Raw genomic sequence first — 20,292 nt, forward strand, 5'->3', positions numbered from 1 at the left:
TGTAGTTTAAAATTTTAGAAATTTAAAAGTCCTTCCTCATAAGTACCTAAAAATTGTAAAACCGAATAGTAGTTGTTGTAATTTATAGCAAAAATTTAAGGTTTAAAATTCCCTCCAGAATCTTAAACCTTAAAATATTATTTTGGCATTCCTCCGGGCATACCGCCTTTCATTCCGCCCATCATTTTCATTAAATTTTTTCCACCCGGACCTTGCATCATTTTCATCATTTTGCTCATTTGCTCAAACTGTTTCATCAATTGATTTACTTGTTCGATTTTAGTTCCAGATCCTTTAGCAATTCGCGCTTTTCTCTTGACATCAATTACAGATGGTTTGCTCCTTTCAATTGGAGTCATTGAGTGGATAATTGCTTCTATATGTTTAAAAGCATCGTCTTCGATTTCGACATCTTTCATTGCTTTTGAAGCTCCTGGTATCATTCCTACCAAGTCCTTCATATTACCCATTTTTTTAACTTGCTGAATTTGTGATAAGAAATCATCAAAACCAAATTCGTTTTTCGCAATCTTCTTTTGGATTTTTCTAGCTTCTTCTTCGTCAAATTGCTCTTGCGCTCTCTCCACTAACGACACAACATCTCCCATTCCTAGGATACGCTCTGCCATACGCACAGGATAGAAAACATCGAGTGCTTCCATTTTTTCTCCAGTACCTACAAATTTAATTGGTTTGTTTACAACCGTTTTAATAGATAAAGCAGCTCCTCCACGAGTATCACCATCTAACTTAGTTAATACAACTCCATCAAAATTTAAAATATCATTGAAGGCTTTTGCAGTATTAACAGCATCTTGTCCAGTCATTGCATCCACAACAAATAAAGTCTCTTGTGGCTGTATTGCTTTATGAACTAATGCAATTTCGTCCATCATTTCTTTATCTACAGCAAGACGTCCTGCTGTATCGACAATAACAACGTTGAATCCGTTTGCTTTAGCATGTTTGATTGCATTTTGTGCAATTTCAACTGGATTTTTATTCTCAGGTTCTGAGTATACTTCAACACCTATAGAATCTCCTACAACATATAACTGCTGGATTGCCGCTGGACGATAGATATCACAAGCAACCAGAAGTGGTTTCTTAGCTTTCTTAGTTTGCAAATAGTTTGCTAATTTTCCTGAGAAAGTAGTTTTACCAGATCCTTGTAAACCTGACATCAAAATCACTGTAGGTGTCCCTGAAAGGTTTATTCCTGCTACATCGCCACCCATCAATTCTGTTAATTCATCTTTTACAAGTTTCACTAACAATTGTCCTGGTTGAAGCGTTGTTAAAACGTCCTGACCTAATGCTTTTTCCTTTACTCTAGTAGTAAAATCTTTGGCAATTTTAAAGTTAACATCGGCATCAAGTAAAGCACGACGAACCTCTTTTAAAGTTTCAGCTACGTTTACTTCAGTTATTTTTCCGTGCCCTTTTAATATATGAAAGGCTTTATCTAGTTTATCGCTTAAATTATCGAACATGTAATTGTTGTTTTAGGAATTGCAAATATAATATAAAGTTCTGTAGGTACAAAGGCTCAAAGTATCAAAGAAACAAAGTTTTACTCAGTTTTTCCCATTCGATAAAGGGACTATTTCTGATTGGTTTTCGATAAAAAAAAATCATCGCGATATCAATAATAATTATACGATGGAATTAGAGAATGCTTATATAATTCCTGCCAGACTATGTCAAGTTATAGCACAGTATCAAATTATCAATATGGATTACATCAAAACAAAAGCGCCGATAATTTTACAATTATCGGCGCTTTTTAATGTATTTATTAAACTCTTACATTCTCTCAGGAACGTTAATACCTAATAATTTGAATGAAGCAGCAATAATATCAGCTACTTTCTTAGAAAGTTGTACTCTAAAGATCTTTTTGCTAGTTTCCTCTTCTCCTAAAATAGGCACTGCTTGATAGAAAGAATTGTACTCACGAACTAAATCATAAGTGTAATTAGCTAACAAAGCTGGACTATGATTGTGCGCAGCGTTCTGGATTACCTCTGGAAATAATTCAATTTGTTTTAGCAATTGTTTTTCTTTCTCATGTAATGCTTCCATTCCAGAATTTGCTGAGAAATCAAAGTTGGCTTTACGAATGATCGATTGAATTCTAGCGTAAGTATATTGAATAAACGGTCCTGTATTTCCAGCAAAATCAACAGATTCTTCTGGATTAAAAAGAATACGCTTTTTTGGATCTACTTTTAAAATATAATATTTCAAAGCTCCTAAACCAATTGTGTTGTATAGGCTTGCTTTTTCATCTTCAGAATAGCTGTCTAACTTTCCTAAATCTTCTGAGATTTTTTGAGCAGTAGTTGTCATTTCGTTCATCAAGTCATCAGCGTCAACTACTGTTCCTTCGCGGCTTTTCATCTTTCCAGATGGTAAATCAACCATTCCATATGACAAGTGGTTCAAGCTTGAAGCCCAATCAAATCCCAGTTTTTTCAAGATTAAAAACAACACTTTAAAGTGATAATCTTGTTCGTTTCCTACCGTGTATACCATACCACCTACATCCGGCATGTCTTTTACACGCTGGATCGCCGTACCTATATCTTGCGTCATATAAACTGCAGTTCCATCAGAGCGAAGCACAATCTTGCGATCTAAACCTTCATCAGTTAAGTCAATCCAAACCGAACCATCAGGATCTTTTTCAAAAATACCTTTTTCAAGTCCTATATTCACAACATCTTTACCTAATAGGTAGGTATTGCTCTCGTAATAATATTTATCAAAGTCTACTCCAAGGTTTTTATAAGTTATAGCAAAACCGTCATAAACCCATTGGTTCATTTTTTCCCAAAGCGCTTTTACCTCAGCATCTCCAGCCTCCCATTTTTGTAGCATTTCTTGTGCTTCAAGGATAATTGGTGCTTGCTTTTTAGCTTCTTCTTCCGTTTTACCTTCACTCATTAAATGAGTAATCTCTTCTTTATAAACTTTATCAAACTTCACGTAGTAGTTTCCTACTAGCTTGTCCCCTTTTTGATTTGTCGATTCAGGTGTTTCTTCGTTACCAAACTTTTGCCAAGCCAACATCGATTTGCAAATATGAATTCCTCTATCGTTGATGATTTGTGTCTTGTACACTTTTTTACCCGAAGCCTTGATAATCTCAGCAACAGAATATCCTAAAAGATTGTTACGCACGTGGCCTAAGTGCAAAGGTTTGTTAGTATTAGGCGAAGAATATTCGACCATAATCGCTTTATCCTCAGGATTAGGCTTTACAAAACCGTACTGCTCGTTTGATTTAATTCCGTTGAAGAAATCAAGATAATAAGCATCTGAAATCACTATGTTTAAAAATCCTGAAACTACATTAAACCTACTCACCTCATCAAGGTTTTCGACCAAATAATTTCCTATTTTATTTCCTAATTCTACAGGATTACTCTTCACTACTTTCAATAAAGGAAAAATAACCATGGTTATATCGCCTTCAAATTCTTTCCGAGTAGTTTGAAATTCAACTTTGTCAATGGCAACGTCAAATAAAGCTTTGATAGCTTTCTCAATAGATGGTGTAAGAATTTCTGGTAATGTCATGTATATAATTTTAGAAATGCAAAGATAATTCTAATTAACTAATTTGACCTTAAAAAATCATTTTTAGACTTTAAAATTGTCAAAATAACAGTCATTAATCCCCTCTCCTTTCCATAATTTGGTTTTTATGAGATTCAAAATAATATTTTTCGAATGTCACTACGCCCAAATTCAAATTTTAAAATGGCAAACGTATTAGAATTAAGCCTTTTTAAGAAGGTCTAAAACTTACTTAATATAAGTTTTTACTCATAAATTAATTTTAGATCGAAAATAATTTATAATTTTTTTATTCGAAAGACACCCCTATTTACAAGCCTTTTTTGACCAATTACATTATGTCAAATCTAATTTATTACATAAAACAGTACTATGCATTACATAATATTATGATTAAAACAATACCTTTGAAAAATCAATCAATCAAAAATCAATCAATCATGAAAATCAAACTATTAGTTGTTTGCTTATTCGGAACAATGCTTTCGATGCAAGCTCAAAATTCAGTCAAAGCTGAATTCACTGAAAAATCAGGAACAATAACAGGTAAAGTAATTGACAAGAAAACAAGCGAACCCTTGTCATACGTGAATGTAGTTGTCAAAGCAGCCGATAAATATGTTAACGGCGTCATCACCTCTGAACAAGGAACGTTTGTAATTAAGAATTTGGATTCTAAAAATTACGTGGTAGAATTTCAGTTTATGGGCTACAAAACAGTAAGCAGAACAATTGCAATCACCTCAGACAAATTAGCTATCGATTTGCATACTATCGCCATTGAAGAAGATGCTATAGAATTGCAAGGTGTGAATATCGTAAGTGAAAAATCGACTATCGTGCAAAAAATTGATCGAAAAATTATCAACGTAGGCCAAGATTTGATTTCGACCGGAGCTACTGCTAGCGAGATCATGAATAACGTTCCCTCAGTAAGCGTTGATCCGCAAACAAATGCTATTAGTCTAAGAGGAAATTCGAATGTAAAAGTACTCATCGATGGAAAACCTTCAACGATAGATGCGTCTCAAATTTTGCAACAAATCCCATCGGCTTCAATCAAACAAATTGAGTTAATCACAAATCCTTCGGCAAAATACAATCCTGAAGGAATGAGCGGAATCATCAACATCATCCTGAACAAAAACAGCAAAATAGGATTTAACGGAAGTATTAATAACGGAATCACTTTTGGTTTGACGCCCAAAGTAAATTCTGCTTTCGACCTAAATTATCGCAACGGAAAATTTAACTTCTATGGAAATTATGGTTTAAATCATGGTAAACGAAATAATCGAGGCATTATCGATAGTCAAGAAGAAAATAGAGAAAGCACTCAAACTTTTAAATTCGACAATTTAAATACTTCGCATCTGGCAAAAGTGGGCGTTGATTATTACTTAGACGATAACAATACTTTTTCATTCTACACCAATCAGGTTTTCTTTAAAGCAAAGGGTAATGGAGCTACTGATGTGGATTATGTCTCGAATAATACCAATGTTGACCTGATACAACCGTATCAAAATAGCGAGAACAATCAAGGACAAACCTACAATATTGATTACAAGCGTAATTTTAAAAAAGAAGGTCATACATTAGAATTAGAAGCAAATTATGGGGAAGACGATAGTAAAGAAAATGCCATTTACACCAACTTATTGAGAGACGATCGCAGTTTGATTAATACTTTTACAAATGATGTTCGCGTATTGAGTAAGAGTACTATTGTCAACTTAGACTACGTGAATCCCTTGACCGAAACTGTAAAATTAGAGTTAGGTCTAGAATTAAGAGACGAAACGACAAACAACAACTTATTTAGAGATGATGTGTATGGTTCAAATTTTACTTATGACCGAAATATGTATTCAGGCTACGCAACATTAGGCAAACAATGGAAAAAATGGAGCTTTCAGGCTGGAGCGCGTATAGAACAATATGGTGTGACTGCTTTTTTCCAACAAGTAGGGGAAAACGACGGACAATTCAAAGACGATATTTTAAGTATCTACCCTTCTTCTTTTTTAAATTATAATCCTAGTGAGAACAACTCTTTTAACTTGAGTTTTTCTCGAAGAGTTGACCGACCAAGTATTGACCAAGTGAATCCTATTAGAGAATGGAGTACGGCTACCTTAGACTCTGAAGGGAATCCAAATTTGATTCCGCAATTCACTAATTCATTCGAATTAAATTATACTCGAAAAACAAAAATAGGTTCGATAACTTCGGGTGTTTTCTATCGAAGAATTGAAGATGAAATTACAAGAGTACTTTTTACTAATACTGAAAACCCAAACAAGCAAATTCTTTCTTACGCTAATTTTGACAACAATAATGCTTACGGAATTGAAGTTTCGGGAAATTTAGAATTTAGAAAATGGTGGAGTGCAAATATCAGTGTAGATGCCTACCAGAAAAAAGTAAAAGGAACTATTGAAATCGCTCCTCGAACTTATGCTTTTGAAGCTATCAATGCAACTGCTTTTAATGCTCGAATTAACAATACTTTTAAAATTACCAAAGATTTTAAAGCCCAATTATTTGGGATGTATCGTGGTAGAGATCGCAGTATTCAGTTTAATGTTGCCGACATGTGGAAAATGGATATAGGTACAAGTTACAACATTTTAAAAGGGAACGGAACCATTAGTGCTCGTTTTAGTGATGTGTTCAATACCATGCAATTTGCCTTTGACAATGACCGACCTTACAAAGCACAAGGACAGTTCAACTGGGAGAGTCAAACAGTTTATGTAGGATTCAATTACCGTTTTGGTAGCGGAAAAAACAAAGCAATAGAAAGAAAGCAAAGAGATAGCAACGAAGCACAAAGCGGCAGTGGCTTATAAAAACAGCTTGCATGACATCATACAAAACCCGAAGCCTTTTGTTAGACTTCGGGTTTTTATTTATTTCGAAAAAAAAAATACTATCGTATAAATATTACCATTTGATAATTGCACTAGCCCAAGTAAATCCACTTCCAAAAGCAGCCAAAACTACTGTGTCTCCAGATTTAATTTTGCCTTTTTCCCAAGCTTCAGTTAAAGCAATTGGAATAGATGCAGCGGTTGTATTACCGTATTTTTGAATATTATTAAATACTTGGTCATCACTCAATTCAAATTTCTTTTGGATATATTGAGAAATTCTCAAGTTGGCTTGATGCGGAATCAACATATCAATATCAGAAACTTTTAAATCATTAGCTTCTAATCCTTCGTTAATAACCTCAGCAAAACGCACTACTGCATTTTTAAAGACAAACTGCCCATTCATGTGAGGGAAGTAACTAGTATCCTCAGGATCATTATCTGCAATAATATCAGTTACCCATCTGGCTCCCATTCCTGGTGCGATAAGCGCTAACTCCTCGGCATGTTGCCCTTCTGAGTGTAAATGTGTAGAAAGAATACCTTTTGTCAAATCCTCTTCTCTACTCAATACTGCAGCTCCGGCGCCATCACCAAAAATTACAGATACACTACGACCTCTCGAAGTCATGTCTAATCCTGTAGAATGCACCTCAGATCCTATTACTAAAATATTTTTGTACATTCCTGTTTTGATGTATTGGTCAGCAACAGATAACGCATATATAAAACCAGAACATTGGTTTCTCACGTCAAGCGCTCCCACTGTTCTCAAACCTAAATCACGTTGTACTAAAACTCCAGGTCCTGGAAAATAGTAATCCGGACTTAGCGTAGCAAAAACCACAAAATCGATATCTTCCTTAGCTACTCCAGCGCGTTCAATAGCAATTTCTGCTGCTTTCACACCCATTGAAGTAGTCGTATCCTCTCCTCTTATTACATGCCTTCTTTCTTGAATTCCTGTTCTTTCTTGAATCCACTCGTCATTAGTATCGATGATTTTTGACAAATCATCATTTGTGACAACATTTGAAGGAACATAATATCCTAATCCTGCAATTTTTGAATGATACATATTATTGTTTTATTAAAATAAGTTTGCAAATTTAAGCATACTTTAAATTATATAGTTACAAATTACTGATTTTTTAGCAAATAACGATTTATTAAGCCAGCTTACTGCTCAAAATAATAATTATTACTGCGTAACTGTAACAATTCAAGAACAAAACCGACTAATAATTTTTAATCCCTAACCCAAAAACTAACTTATGAGACTAAAAACGACTCTGCTTCTATTTCTAGGAATAAGCATTCATTCTTTTGCACAAGAGAATGTAACCTACCAGAAACCGTCAAAATCCATAATGGATTTGGTTGATTATGAACGTGCTCCTTCTGTTTCTATGGACACTAAAAAAGAGTACATGTTACTCATGTATAGAAACACATATAAAACATTAGATGATTTAAATCAAGACGAACTTCGCCTTGGTGGTTTGCGTATTAATCCCGTGACTAATATATCAAGCACTACGACATACAGCAACAACATTAAGCTTAGAAAAATAAAAGACAAAGCCGAAACTCAAGTAAGCGGTTTGCCTGAGAATGCAAAGATTAGCAATATTTCTTGGTCTCCTGACGAAAAGAAAATTGCTTTTTCTAATACTTCAGATACTGGGGTTGCCTTATGGGTTGTTGATGTTGCTTCCGCGAAAGCGATGAAATTAACGGAAGACAATGTGAATGCAAACCTGGGAAATCCTTTTAGCTGGTACAATGACAACGAGAACATTTTAGTTAAAATGTTGCTTGAGAACAGACCTGCTTTATTAGACGGAAAGAAAAACTTACCTACTGGACCAATCGTTTCTAACGCAACAGGATCGATTTCGCAGAATAGAACGTATCAAGATTTATTGAAAAATAAGACAGACGAAGCAAATTTTGAAAATGTTTTAACCGCAGAATTGTATAAAGTAAACTTAAACGGATCAAAAACGCTGTTCAAAGGTGCTGATTTGTATGCAGGAGAAAATTTTTCGCCTGACGGTAAATACTTAATGATTAGTACAATTTTAAAACCATTTTCATACATCGTTCCTTTAAATCGTTTTCCATCTAAGACAGTAATCTATGATTTAAATGGTGAGGAAGTAAAAGTGGTAAACGAGGTTCCGCTGAACGAAATCATGCCTAAAGGGTTTATGGCTACTCGCACAGGGAAGAGAAATATGAACTGGAGAAATGATGAAGCTGCAACATTATATTTTGTTGAAGCACTTGACGAAGGAAATCCTGAAAACAAAGTTGATTTTAGAGACGTGGTGATGCAATGGAAAGCACCATTTGATCAACAACCAACAGCCATTTTAAAAACAAAACAACGTTATGGTGGAATCATTTGGGGTAATGCCACAACTGCAGTTGCATTTGACCAGTGGTACGACACCCGTAATACAAAAACATATTTATTCAATCCATCAGATGCTTCACAAGAACCAAAAGTAATCTCAGATAGAAACTCGCAAGATATTTATGCCGATCCAGGAAACTTTGAAACGGTAAAAAACAACTATGGTAAAAATGTTCTAGCTATTGAAAACAACAACTTATTTTTACTAGGAGACGGATTTACTAAAGAAGGGCAATTCCCTTTTATAGATGAATTCAATATCAAAAGTTTGCAAACAAAAAGACTGTACACCTCAACTTACAAAGACAAAAAAGAGGATTTATTGTCAATCGAAGACTTTAAAAAAGGAGAAGTATTGGTAAAAATCCAATCTAAAAATGAATATCCTAATTACTATTTTAGAAACATTAACAAAAAGGACGCTTTAACTCCAATCACAACTTTTGCAAATCCGTTCGAAAGTATTAAAAATGTAAGTAAAGAATTGATACAATATAAAAGGAAAGACGGTGTGTCACTATCAGGAACTTTGTACTTACCTGCAGGATATGACAAGAAAAAGAAAGAAAAATTGCCCTTGTTGATTTGGGCCTACCCAACAGAATATAAAGACAAAAATTCAGCAGGACAAACAGATCAAAATCCGAATGAATTCACGTTTCCATATTACGGATCGTTTGTTTACTGGGTAACTAAAGGATATGTGGTTCTTGATGATGCTGCTTTCCCAATCATTGGTGAGGGAAAAACAGAGCCGAATGACACTTTTATCGAACAGTTAGTTGCTAATGCTGAAGCAGCAATTAATGCAGTAGATGCATTAGGGTATATTAATAAAAAGAAAGTTGCTGTAGGCGGACACTCTTATGGCGCTTTTATGACTGCTAATTTATTGACGCATTCTGATTTATTTGCTTGCGGAATTGCGAGAAGTGGTGCTTACAATAGAACTTTAACACCTTTTGGATTTCAATCTGAACAACGTAATTATTGGGAAGCACCCGAAATTTACAATACGATGTCTCCTTTTATGAATGCAAAACAAATGAAAACGCCATTATTGCTAGTTCACGGTGAAGCTGACAACAATCCAGGAACGTTCACATTGCAAACAGAGCGCTATTTTCAAGCTTTAAAAGGATTAGGAGCACCAGCGAGAATGGTTATTTTACCTAAAGAGTCTCATGGCTATGCTGCAAAAGAAAACATTTTACACCTGTTATGGGAACAAGATCAATTCTTAGAAAAATACTTGAAAAACTAACCTAGTTAGTTGGACAAAATTATAAATGAAAAAGCCTCAAATAAATTTGAGGCTTTTTTTTTATGACATCATTAAAGTGACTGTTTCATTTACTGATAGCGGGCTATCATGTTCAAAAAACAACACCCGACGGTCGTATACCGCCTTGACTAAATAATAACCGCCTTTAAAGTACGACTGCTTTACAACAGCTTTTAGTAAACCATTATCAACAACTTTTAATTGGTTAGGATACAAAAGCAAAACCTTATCCTCTTCTTCAAGAGGCACTAATTCTGATAAGTAGAGTTCGTTTACTTCTCCAAACATTGAAGCAACATACTTATTAATGGGGTTGTTATACAAGCTATAAGAATTTGCTTTATCGATTAGCACGCCCTTTTGTAGCACAATTGTTTCATCAGAATACGAAAGTGCATCTGTGCTATCGTGCGTTGCGACCATACAAGTAATTCCTTGCCCTTTTAAATAAGCAAACAAATTACGTCTTAGCGCATTTTTTCTAAAATTGTCAATGTGACTAAAAGGTTCGTCTAGTAACAATATCTCGGGCTCTTGTGCTAATACTCTAGCAAGTGCTACACGCTGTTGCTGACCACCGCTTAAATATTTGGCTTGAACATGAGCAAATTCGGTCATTTCGACCATTTCAAGCAATTGCTGTACACGAGCCTGCTTGTTGCTGCTTACCGTATTCGATAAAAACTTACCTACATTTTCGGCAACAGTCGTGTATGGCATTAGATCAAAATCCTGAGCTAAGTATTTTATAAATGGCATTCCAGGAACAAGATTGAATTTAGGTCCGGTGATTTTTCGGGTTCCCCATGCTATTGCGCCCTCATCAAGATCATACAAACCATAAATTAATTTTAGTAAGGTACTTTTTCCGCATCCGCTTTCGCCAATGATGGCCACGTTTTGCCCTTTCTCAACAGAGAAATTTATACTTTTTAAAACCGGTTTTTCATCGTAACCAAAAGAGATATTTTGAACTTGAAGCATTTGTATAATATGAAATTTTGAGAGTACAAAGATAGATTTCTTTCATAGAAAAAGTTGAAAGTAAATACTAATTAAAATAAAAAAAAGTCGCTTCATTTAGAATGAAACGACTTTTTATATGTTGTAAAAAACAAGAACGTTGATTATTGTCCTGCTTCTTGTTGCGCTTCTTGTAACATTTTTTCGTTTGCAGTAATAGCAAACTCAACACGACGATTTTCAGCTCTACCACTAGTAGTTTCGTTAGAAGCAATTGGATCAGCAATTCCCATACCTGTTACAGTAAATCTTCCTGTATTTAATCCTTTAGAAATTAAATAATTACGCACTGAAGCCGCTCTTTCACCTGAAAGTTTCAAGTTAAAATCTGCTGGACCTGTACTATCAGTATATCCAAAGATAGTGATATTAGTTTCTGCATACTCCTGAAAAACAGGAATCAATTTATCAAGATTTGCTTTTGCAGCAGCAGTCAAAGTAGATTTACTAGTATCAAAACGTACTGCATTTTCATTCAATACAAGTTTGATTCCTTCTCCTACTCTTTCAACCTCAGCACCTGGAATAGCCTCATCGATTTGTCTTGCTTGTTTGTCCATTTTGTTACCAATAACACCACCGGCAACTCCACCTACAACACCACCAAGTACAGCACCTACAGCACCATTACCTCCTTTTCCTAGGTTGTTACCTAAGATTGCTCCTAAAACAGCACCACCAGCAGCACCTATTCCAGCGCCTCTTTGTGTATTGTTTGTATTTTTTACTGCTTCACAACTTGTAAACATTGATCCCATAGCCATAACTAGTGACAATGAAAGTATAGATATCTTTTTCATAATTTGATTTTTATTTTATTAGTTTGATTTTTGAAATTGGTATACTACATCAGTCATTTTACCACCTACGTTGATTTTATCAACTAACTGAAAAGAAGTTTCTGTTTGATTAGCTACGTTTAAAATATAACCATCTCTTACTTTTTTTGCTTTTTCACCAGCATCAAGTACTTTCAAGATAAATTGTCCTTCTTTATTAATGTACCATGTAATAGGTGAACTAAAGGCTGGACAGTCGTAGCTAGTTAAAGCCATTTCCCCTTTATTATTGTTCGAAATAAATTTCCAAGTACTACCTACAAAACATTTTGAATCAGCAATTTGGAAAGAGTTTACTTTTATAACTTCTGATCCCGGATAATTAACAGATGTAATTGTCCATTCCCCTTTTACAGCGACTTGAGAATCTCTATTTAATTGTGTATTGGCAACTGATGCAGACTTGCACGAGAAAAGCATTACTGCTACTGCCGCTAAAAAAATTAGTTTTTTCATTTTGGTTTCTTTTTTATTATTTAACTGTTACAAAGATACAATGCAATGCCTTGCTGTGTGTATCAAAATTGATTTTAATTGTTGCAAAATTAACATTTACGACAATTTGTCACATCTGCTTCTATTGGTACCCTATTTGAAAGAATTATAGCAGATTGTAAAACCCTAATAAATTTAAATATGACAACAGGAAAAATTAATGTATCGGTAGAAAACATCTTCCCATTAATCAAAAAGTTCCTTTATAGCGATCACGAGATTTTTTTACGTGAATTGATTTCTAATGGGACAGATGCAACTTTAAAATTAAAACATCTAACAAATATTGGCGAAGCCAAAGTAGAATATGGCAACCCAATTATCGAAGTAAAAATTGATAAAGAAGGTAAAAAATTACACCTAATTGATCAAGGTATCGGAATGACATCTGATGAAGTTGAAAAATACATTAATCAATTGGCTTTTTCTGGTGCCGAAGAATTTTTAGAAAAATACAAAGACACAGCAAAAGATTCTGGAATTATAGGTCATTTTGGTCTTGGATTCTACTCTGCTTTTATGGTAGCATCAAAGGTGGAGATCATTACAAAATCATACAAAGACGAGCCAGCGGCACACTGGATTTGTGATGGTAGCCCAGAGTTCTCTCTAGAACCAGCTGACAAAACGACTCGTGGAACAGAAATAATCTTGCACATCGCTGAGGATTCATTAGAATTTCTTGAAGAGTCAAAAATCAAAGAACTTTTAAACAAGTACAATAAGTTCATGCCTATTCCAATTAAATTTGGAACCAACATTGAAACTCTTCCTAAACCTGAAGATGCTCCTGAGGATTACGTTGCAGAAACTGTTGAAACAGACAACTTCATCAACAATCCTAATCCAGCATGGACAAAACAACCTACTGATTTAAATGACGAAGATTATAAAGCGTTCTACCATGAATTGTATCCTATGCAATTTGAAGAGCCTTTATTTCACATTCATTTAAATGTAGATTATCCTTTTAATCTTACAGGTATTTTGTACTTCCCTAAATTAAGTGGTGATTTACAAATTCAAAAAGATAAAATTCAGTTGTACCAAAACCAAGTTTACGTTACTGATAACGTAGAGGGAATTGTACCTGAATTCTTGATGATGCTACGTGGAGTAGTTGATTCGCCAGATATTCCTTTGAATGTTTCTCGTTCAGGATTGCAAGCAGATGGTGCGGTAAAGAAAATTTCGAACTACATCACTCGTAAAGTAGCTGATAAACTGAAATCATTATTTACTGAAAACCGTGCTGACTTTGAAGCAAAATGGAATGACATTAAAATCGTTCTAGAGTATGGAATGCTTTCTGAAGATAAATTCTATGAAAAAGCTGGTGCATTTGTTTTATACCCAACTGTAGACAACAAATATTTCACGCTTGAAGAATTAAAAGAAAACTTAAAAGAAAAGCAAACTAACAAAGACGGTAAACTAGTTGTTTTATACGCTGGAAACAAAGAGGCACAACACTCTTACATCGAAACGGCTCAAGAAAAAGGATACGAAGTATTGTTACTTGACTCACCTATTATCTCGCACTTGATTCAAAAAATTGAAGGAGACAATAGCGACATCACTTTTGTACGTGTAGATTCTGACCACATTGATAACTTGATTAAGAAAGACGAAACTACGATTTCGAAATTATCTGATGAAGAGCAAACAGGATTAAAAACAGTTTTAGAAACTATTGTACCAAAACAAACCTATACGGTTCAATTGGAAGCTATGGACAGTCAAGCGGCGCCTTTCATTATCACGCAACCAGAATTCATGCGTAGAATGAAAGAAATGAGCCAAACTGGTGGTGGCGGAATGTTTGGGATGGGTAACATGCCAGAGATGTATAACCTTGTGGTAAATACCAACTCGCCATTAGCATCAACCATTTTAAACACTACAGACAAGCCAAGCCAAGAGCATTTAGTAAAACAAGCACTTGATTTAGCAAAATTGTCTCAAAACCTACTTAAAGGAGAAGCTTTAACTGCTTTTGTGAAACGTAGTTTTGAAATGATAAAATAATACTAGCATCACGCTACATTAAAAGCTGTCCATCAATGGGCAGCTTTTTTTATTTAAACGCAATTTACATTGTTCACAGAAAAGCCTTAATCCAACTTTCTCATATACCGCTTTACCATTTTATGGTGATTCTAACTCAAAGAAGTACGCTGAACGCCATAAAAAGTAAAACAAATTTATTAGTTGTAATCAAATGCTTTAAAAAACAGGACAGCCATAAAGCCATTTGACTTCAAAATTTAAAAAAAACTAAACTTTTAATTATTGATAGAAAAGCTTTTGCGCATTACTTTAACTTGTAACTTTACTATTACATTAAAACTTATTCGAAATGAAAAACCATGTAATATTAGCACTTACAATATTTTTAAACATGAATCTTTTTGCGCAAGATAATATTGAGAAAAATCAAGAATGTTTGTTAGAACTAAATGACAATTATATTAAAACATATAAAGTCATACCAACAACATATTTAGATTACATGATCAAATTAAACACACGAACAGGACAAATGTGGCAAATCAAATTTGATCAAAAGAAAACTCATCAGTTAGAGACTCCATTAAGTATGCTATCTCTAGCAGAATCAGAAAGTAGTATTGACAACAGGTTTACACTTATTCCAACTACAAATGAAAATCACTTCTTTCTCCTAGATCAAATAAATGGAAAAATATGGCAAGTAAACTGGGATACTAGGTCTAAAAAAAATAAGATTTCACCTTTAAATAAATCTTCACTGATAGAAACTAAAAGATTTGTAGAGAGTAGATTTTCACTCTATCCTACAAAATATAGCAGTAAATTTTTACTTATAGATAAAATAACTGGCGAACTGTGGCAAGTTATTTATTCTATGAATTTTGAAAAGAGTGAAATTGTAGGGAGTATGTAGAGCTGATAAATTTAAAATTATATTATTTACAAACTTCGAAATAGTTATGATGCTTGCAATTTTCAATATGTAAGCACAAATAAAGTCAGTATATATGCCTCATGAATTTTCGTTCAAAAACATGATCTTAAAACTAAAATTTCAAGGATCAAACCATAATAAAGATACAGATCAAATTTCGAAAACTCAGGAGGCTTTTTTTAATTAAAGACGATAAATCCGAATTATTTAAGAGGATAAAACCACTAAGCCAAAAAACAGACAGACTTGTCTGTTTTTACAAATATTTGAATATCTTTGCCCCATGAAACATTCCGAAGTAAAAAATACAATCATAGAGACAGCCTCTTTCTTATTTTACAAGAATGGTTATAACACTACAGGAATAAACGAAATCATAGCCGAAGCAGGTATTGCAAAAGCTACGCTCTACAATCATTTTAAATCCAAAGAAGAAATTTGCTTGGCCTATTTAAAGCATAAAAATAGTAGCTTTTTAGGAGACATAGAAAAATTTACAACTGCTAAACCTAAAGGGCAAGAACAAATCTTAGCAATTTTTGACTTTCTAGAGTTATTTTATCAAGACAAGGATTTTAATGGTTGCTGGTGTATCAAAACGGTTTCAGAAATTCCAAAAGACAACGAACTTATCCGTAGCGAAATCCAAACTCAAAAAAACGATTTTATTACCCTTATCTCTCAGCTTGTAACTAGTAATTTAAAAAAAATGACTGAGGAAGAGACTAATTCCCTCTCTAGAAAAATATATCTAATCTACGAAAGCGCTGTTGGAGAAAGTCATTTGCATCAAAAAGATTGGCCTATTCAGGAAGGCAAGAGCTTGTGTGAACTAATTCTCAAATAAAAAAAATTTAACTCAAAAAAGACAGACTTGTCTGTCTTTAATTACAATAATCATAAATCAATAACAATGGAAAATTTAGAAAACAAAGTAGCTTTAGTAATAGGTGGAACAAGCGGAATTGGCGCAGCAACAACGGCTGCATTACTTAATGCGGGAGCAACGGTACATGTCGTAGGAAGAAATGTAGATAAAGTAGCTGATGCACCTAACTTAATCAAACACACAGCAAACATATCTAACACTGATGATGTAGCCGCGTTAATCAGTAAGATTGATGCTTTAGAAAACTTAGATTATTTAGTAAATGCTTCAGGGATATTTGGACCAAAACCTTTCCTAGATCACACCTTAGAAGATTATAACTCGTACCAAGATTTAAATAGAGGTTTCTTTTTTATCACTCAAAGTGTAGCAAAAAAAATGAAAGCAACTCAAGGAGGATCTATTGTAAACGTAGGTTCTATGTGGGCAAAACAAGCGATTAAGGCTACCCCTTCTTCTGCTTACTCGATGCAAAAAGCTGGATTGCATTCGCTAACACAACATTTAGCTATGGAATTAGCTGATTTTAATATTCGTGTAAATGCAGTTTCTCCAGCGCTAGTAAATACGCCAGTTTATCATGGCGTTTTTGGCGGTAAAGCTGAAGCTGAAGAAGCATTAGCTGGTTTCAACGCATTCCATCCCATAGGAAGAGTTGGAGAAGCAAGCGAGATTGCAGAGAGCATATTGTTCTTACTTTCAGACAAAGCTTCTTGGGTAACCGGGGCAATCTGGGATACTGATGGTGGTGTAATGGCAGGAAGAAATTAAATCATAAGTATTTAAAAAGCCATAGCGTAATTCTAAAATCGCTATGGCTTTTTTTCTTTATAACAATGTACAAGTAGTAAAAAAGCATATCATCAATGTCTACTATAAAAGTAATAAGATATTGCACCATGAAATAATACTGCGACCTCATCATTGAAAAAATTAGAAACTTCATGAATAACCTTAAAAAATAATGATGAAAAACGTATTTCTAATGTTGGTAGTAACAAGCTTTTTGGCAAGTTGTTCCTCGAAATTAAAACAAACCGAAAGTCAGTTTTACCTCCCTCCCGCTACTAGTTATAATTATGTAGCAATGGATAGCGTCAAATTATTTTACAGAGAAGCTGGCGATAGAAATAAACCAACAATTGTATTGCTACACGGTTATCCCTCCTCTTCACATTCGTACAGAAACCTCATCCCAATGTTAGCCAAGCGCTATCACGTAATCGCAACTGATAATTTGGGTTCAGGTTACAGTACACATTTAGACCCCAGCAACACAAAATATACTTTTGATCTTTTAGCTGATTACACTCAGAAATTAATTAACACACTCCAAATCAAAAATTATGTGATATATATGCAAGACTTTGGAGCGCCTGTAGGTTATCGCATGATGATGCATGATCCCACAAGAATTGATGCTTTAATTATTCAAAATGCCAATGCGTATTTAGATGGATTGACTCCCGAAAGACAAGCTTTTTTTAAAACAGCTCAGTCAGACACGTCTAAAACAGAACACGACTTTATTTATAGTTTAACTAGTAAAGATGCTATTATCAATAAGCAATATTTGTTTGATTTAGACAGTACCAATTTTAATACTCAAAGTCCGGATGCATGGACACATGATTTGGCATTTTTAACCACAGAAAAAGACAGAGAAATCCAAGTACAATTATTTCAAGATTACAACTCCAACCTAATTCGATATCCTGATTGGCAAAGAATGCTCAGAGAAAACCAACCAAAAGCCTTAATCGTTTGGGGTAAAAAAGATTTAAAATTCAATTATAAAGGAGCCGAAGCATATTTACAAGACTTACCTAATGCTGAATTACATTTGCTTGACGCTGGACATTTTGCTGCCGAAGAAAAGACTCGAGAAATCGCACAATTTATCTTAGAGTTTTTAGACAAACACGACATAAAATAATATATTCCGAAATAAGCAATTCCGAAAAGTGATTAATTATACTCAAAAAAAAGGCTGCTCTTCTCCACTATCACAACTGTTTTAATTTAGTTTGTGTATCTTGTAAATTCCTACATCAGCGCTGCTTTTATCACTAAAATTATCTCAATAAAAAACAATCTTATGAATACATTTCTAAAAGCGTTATCCTGCATTAGCATTATTACATTAATTAGTTGTCAATCAGATAAAAAATTATCTAAAGACTTAGACAGTATTAAAAGCAGTGCTCCGTTGACCAAAGAATTTAATGAGTATTGGTATTCTGGAAAAGCAGAATTAAGTAGTTACAAACTGGAGCAATCTCGCTATGGCGAAATTCGTAATGGCGAAGTAGTACTTGTCTTTGTGACTGAACCATTTTCGATAAAAAAGCAGGTTAAATTAGACGATCCCGAAAAAGCAGGAAAAGACAATATATCAGTAATGAAACTAAATCAAGTTAGAAAATTTACCACTGGTATTTATGATTATTCTATTGTGAGCTCTACCTTTACGCCCGTTGATTTAGATCATCACCCGCATACTTTAAAGTCAAATACGAGCATTCAAGAGTGGTGTGGTCATACTTTTACTCAATTTAATCTTGGCGAAAACAACTATCACATGAAGCAATTCTCTTATTTTGAGGTCGATGGTGATACTGAGAAAGACATTCCTGTTGCGCTACTTGAAGAAGAATTAATGACGCGTTTACGAATCAACAAAGCACAGCTTCCCCTAGGCGAAGTAGACATAATTTTTTCTACCGTATATAGCCGCTTTTTTTACAAAAAACTAGAAGCTACAAAGGCAACGATTAGCAAAACCGAATCAGAAGATGTTATCAAATACACTATTCAGTATGCTAAATACGATCGAAAAGTAACGATTGATGTCCAAAAAGCTTTCCCATACAAAATACAATCTTGGACAGAGGATGATGGTGACGGATTGATTACAAAAGCTACTTTAAAAAAGAGCATCAACGAACCGTATTGGAATCAAAAAAAGACTTCAGACGAAGCTAAAAGAGAAGAATTAGAATTACAAAAATAAATAGGCCTACAAACACTTACAACCTACCTATGAAAACATTAAAAGAACAAACCGACGCAAAAATTGAAGCAGGCCGCCAAGCGAACCGTGAATTCATGAATGGTGTAGATAAAGCTATTAACAATGCAAAAGCATTTCAGGAAGGAGCAAACGCTCTAAAAGTAGGGCAACAAGCCATTGCTTTTGAGTTACCCAATCAAGAGGGGAAATTAGTATCATTGAAAAATTTAATCGGAAAAGGTCCCGTTGTTGTCACTTTCTACCGCGGTGATTGGTGTCCGTATTGTAATTTACAATTGAGAGCGTTGCAAGCAAAATTAGAAGAAATTGAAAAGCTAGGTGCGACACTTGTTGCCATAAGTCCGCAAGTTCCTGATGGTTCTTTGACAAAAAGCGAGATAAGCGAAATGACTTTTACCGTTTTGTCAGATCAAAATGCAAAGGTGGCTTCGCAATACGGTGTTGCTTGGGAGGTTCCCGAATTTTTATTAGATCACATGCGCGTGGATCGCAACTTAGATTTAGAAAAAATCAACAATGGCAACGGCAGCGTTTTGCCTATTCCCGCCACTTTCATTATAGGGACTGACGGCATCATTGCTTGGAATTATGTTAACGTTGATTATAGAACGCGTTCTGAACCTGAAGAAATTGTTGAAGCGCTTAAAAAACTGGTTTAAAAAGTCGTGCTCTTAAAATATACTACTGTTAATAAACGTAATAGTTAATCCAAATCCTGTAAAACAACACTTTGCAGGATTTTTTTTGGAGCAGCAAGAATTGTTTTTTTTAAGAACGATTACTCCCGCTATTCGTTTCAATCTTTTTATTTCGAAAAAGAAATAAAAAGGATTTTCACTGCTATCGGGGCTAGAGAGAATAGGCGGTTTTTCAATAATTACTACTCAATTACAG

Annotated in this window: 15 protein-coding genes; 9 read left to right on the forward strand and 6 right to left on the reverse strand. The window is 34.3% G+C overall.

Annotated features, from left to right (window positions below; all coding sequences use genetic code 11):
• Positions 1 to 137 precede the first annotated feature (137 nt).
• A complete protein-coding gene (gene ffh / locus H603_RS0101405) occupies positions 138 to 1,493 on the reverse strand; it encodes a signal recognition particle protein (protein WP_026706909.1) in 1,356 nt (451 codons plus the stop codon).
• Between the two features lie 313 nt (positions 1,494 to 1,806).
• Positions 1,807 to 3,585, reverse strand: coding sequence for an arginine--tRNA ligase (argS, locus tag H603_RS0101410; protein ID WP_026706910.1), 1,779 nt, complete (start codon positions 3,583 to 3,585; stop codon positions 1,807 to 1,809).
• Between the two features lie 440 nt (positions 3,586 to 4,025).
• Between argS and H603_RS0101415 the strand changes: the two genes are divergently transcribed.
• Entirely contained in the window at positions 4,026 to 6,440 is a 2,415-nt protein-coding gene (locus H603_RS0101415) for an outer membrane beta-barrel family protein (RefSeq protein WP_026706911.1), read from the forward strand.
• Between the two features lie 94 nt (positions 6,441 to 6,534).
• Here the strand turns inward: H603_RS0101415 and H603_RS0101420 are convergent, their stop codons facing one another.
• Positions 6,535 to 7,542 carry a 3-oxoacyl-ACP synthase III family protein gene (locus tag H603_RS0101420; protein ID WP_026706912.1) on the reverse strand — a complete coding sequence of 336 codons (1,008 nt, stop codon included), beginning with the start codon at positions 7,540 to 7,542 and terminating at the stop codon, positions 6,535 to 6,537.
• Between the two features lie 196 nt (positions 7,543 to 7,738).
• On the opposite strand from H603_RS0101420, the gene H603_RS0101425 reads away from it, so the two are divergent.
• Complete coding sequence (locus tag H603_RS0101425; RefSeq protein ID WP_026706913.1) at positions 7,739 to 10,150, forward strand: S9 family peptidase; 2,412 nt, start codon at positions 7,739 to 7,741, stop codon at positions 10,148 to 10,150.
• Positions 10,151 to 10,210: 60 nt separating this feature from the next.
• Here H603_RS0101425 and H603_RS0101430 read toward each other — a convergent pair whose 3' ends face one another.
• The 3 genes from H603_RS0101430 to H603_RS0101440 form a co-directional block, all read right to left on the reverse strand.
• Positions 10,211 to 11,155, reverse strand: coding sequence for an ABC transporter ATP-binding protein (locus tag H603_RS0101430; protein WP_026706914.1), 945 nt, complete (start codon positions 11,153 to 11,155; stop codon positions 10,211 to 10,213).
• Positions 11,156 to 11,298: 143 nt separating this feature from the next.
• Positions 11,299 to 11,994 (reverse strand): OmpA family protein, encoded by a 696-nt coding sequence (locus H603_RS0101435; RefSeq protein WP_026706915.1) that lies wholly within the window; start codon positions 11,992 to 11,994, stop codon positions 11,299 to 11,301.
• A gap of 18 nt (positions 11,995 to 12,012) precedes the next feature.
• A complete protein-coding gene (locus H603_RS0101440) occupies positions 12,013 to 12,489 on the reverse strand; it encodes a lipocalin family protein (RefSeq protein ID WP_026706916.1) in 477 nt (158 codons plus the stop codon).
• A 180-nt stretch (positions 12,490 to 12,669) separates the two neighbouring features.
• Between H603_RS0101440 and htpG the strand changes: the two genes are divergently transcribed.
• The 7 genes from htpG to H603_RS0101480 all read left to right on the forward strand — a co-directional run bounded on the left by htpG (position 12,670) and on the right by H603_RS0101480 (position 20,057).
• Positions 12,670 to 14,556, forward strand: a complete 1,887-nt coding sequence (gene htpG / locus H603_RS0101445) for a molecular chaperone HtpG (RefSeq protein ID WP_026706917.1) — start codon at positions 12,670 to 12,672, stop codon at positions 14,554 to 14,556.
• A gap of 331 nt (positions 14,557 to 14,887) precedes the next feature.
• Positions 14,888 to 15,454: a hypothetical protein gene (locus tag H603_RS17000; RefSeq protein WP_051219087.1), complete on the forward strand. Its 567-nt coding sequence runs from the start codon at positions 14,888 to 14,890 to the stop codon at positions 15,452 to 15,454.
• A 304-nt stretch (positions 15,455 to 15,758) separates the two neighbouring features.
• On the forward strand, positions 15,759 to 16,322 hold the full coding sequence (locus tag H603_RS0101460) for a TetR/AcrR family transcriptional regulator (RefSeq protein WP_026706918.1): 564 nt from the start codon (positions 15,759 to 15,761) through the stop codon (positions 16,320 to 16,322).
• A gap of 66 nt (positions 16,323 to 16,388) precedes the next feature.
• Positions 16,389 to 17,135: an SDR family NAD(P)-dependent oxidoreductase gene (locus H603_RS0101465; RefSeq protein ID WP_026706919.1), complete on the forward strand. Its 747-nt coding sequence runs from the start codon at positions 16,389 to 16,391 to the stop codon at positions 17,133 to 17,135.
• Between the two features lie 193 nt (positions 17,136 to 17,328).
• Positions 17,329 to 18,300: an alpha/beta fold hydrolase gene (locus H603_RS16240; RefSeq protein ID WP_035675121.1), complete on the forward strand. Its 972-nt coding sequence runs from the start codon at positions 17,329 to 17,331 to the stop codon at positions 18,298 to 18,300.
• A 162-nt stretch (positions 18,301 to 18,462) separates the two neighbouring features.
• Positions 18,463 to 19,377: a hypothetical protein gene (locus tag H603_RS0101475; RefSeq protein WP_035675123.1), complete on the forward strand. Its 915-nt coding sequence runs from the start codon at positions 18,463 to 18,465 to the stop codon at positions 19,375 to 19,377.
• A 29-nt stretch (positions 19,378 to 19,406) separates the two neighbouring features.
• Complete coding sequence (locus H603_RS0101480; protein WP_026706921.1) at positions 19,407 to 20,057, forward strand: peroxiredoxin-like family protein; 651 nt, start codon at positions 19,407 to 19,409, stop codon at positions 20,055 to 20,057.
• The last annotated feature ends 235 nt before the right edge of the window (positions 20,058 to 20,292 follow it).

Origin of the sequence: Flavobacterium frigidarium DSM 17623, assembly GCF_000425505.1 — a bacterium.
In the GTDB taxonomy this organism is placed as follows: Bacteria; Bacteroidota; Bacteroidia; order Flavobacteriales; family Flavobacteriaceae; genus Flavobacterium; species Flavobacterium frigidarium.

Bases quoted from the DNA above. Each gene is read 5' to 3' on its own strand.
- H603_RS0101465 (WP_026706919.1), top strand. From the start codon at position 16,389: ATGGAAAATTTAGAAAACAAAGTAGCTTTAGTAATAGGTGGAACAAGC.
- argS (WP_026706910.1), bottom strand. From the start codon at position 3,585: ATGACATTACCAGAAATTCTTACACCATCTATTGAGAAAGCTATCAAA.
- ffh (WP_026706909.1), bottom strand. From the start codon at position 1,493: ATGTTCGATAATTTAAGCGATAAACTAGATAAAGCCTTTCATATATTA.
- H603_RS0101460 (WP_026706918.1), top strand. From the start codon at position 15,759: ATGAAACATTCCGAAGTAAAAAATACAATCATAGAGACAGCCTCTTTC.
- H603_RS0101435 (WP_026706915.1), bottom strand. From the start codon at position 11,994: ATGAAAAAGATATCTATACTTTCATTGTCACTAGTTATGGCTATGGGA.
- H603_RS17000 (WP_051219087.1), top strand. From the start codon at position 14,888: ATGAAAAACCATGTAATATTAGCACTTACAATATTTTTAAACATGAAT.
- H603_RS0101430 (WP_026706914.1), bottom strand. From the start codon at position 11,155: ATGCTTCAAGTTCAAAATATCTCTTTTGGTTACGATGAAAAACCGGTT.
- H603_RS0101480 (WP_026706921.1), top strand. From the start codon at position 19,407: ATGAAAACATTAAAAGAACAAACCGACGCAAAAATTGAAGCAGGCCGC.
- H603_RS0101440 (WP_026706916.1), bottom strand. From the start codon at position 12,489: ATGAAAAAACTAATTTTTTTAGCGGCAGTAGCAGTAATGCTTTTCTCG.
- H603_RS16240 (WP_035675121.1), top strand. From the start codon at position 17,329: ATGATGAAAAACGTATTTCTAATGTTGGTAGTAACAAGCTTTTTGGCA.
- H603_RS0101415 (WP_026706911.1), top strand. From the start codon at position 4,026: ATGAAAATCAAACTATTAGTTGTTTGCTTATTCGGAACAATGCTTTCG.
- H603_RS0101420 (WP_026706912.1), bottom strand. From the start codon at position 7,542: ATGTATCATTCAAAAATTGCAGGATTAGGATATTATGTTCCTTCAAAT.
- htpG (WP_026706917.1), top strand. From the start codon at position 12,670: ATGACAACAGGAAAAATTAATGTATCGGTAGAAAACATCTTCCCATTA.
- H603_RS0101475 (WP_035675123.1), top strand. From the start codon at position 18,463: ATGAATACATTTCTAAAAGCGTTATCCTGCATTAGCATTATTACATTA.
- H603_RS0101425 (WP_026706913.1), top strand. From the start codon at position 7,739: ATGAGACTAAAAACGACTCTGCTTCTATTTCTAGGAATAAGCATTCAT.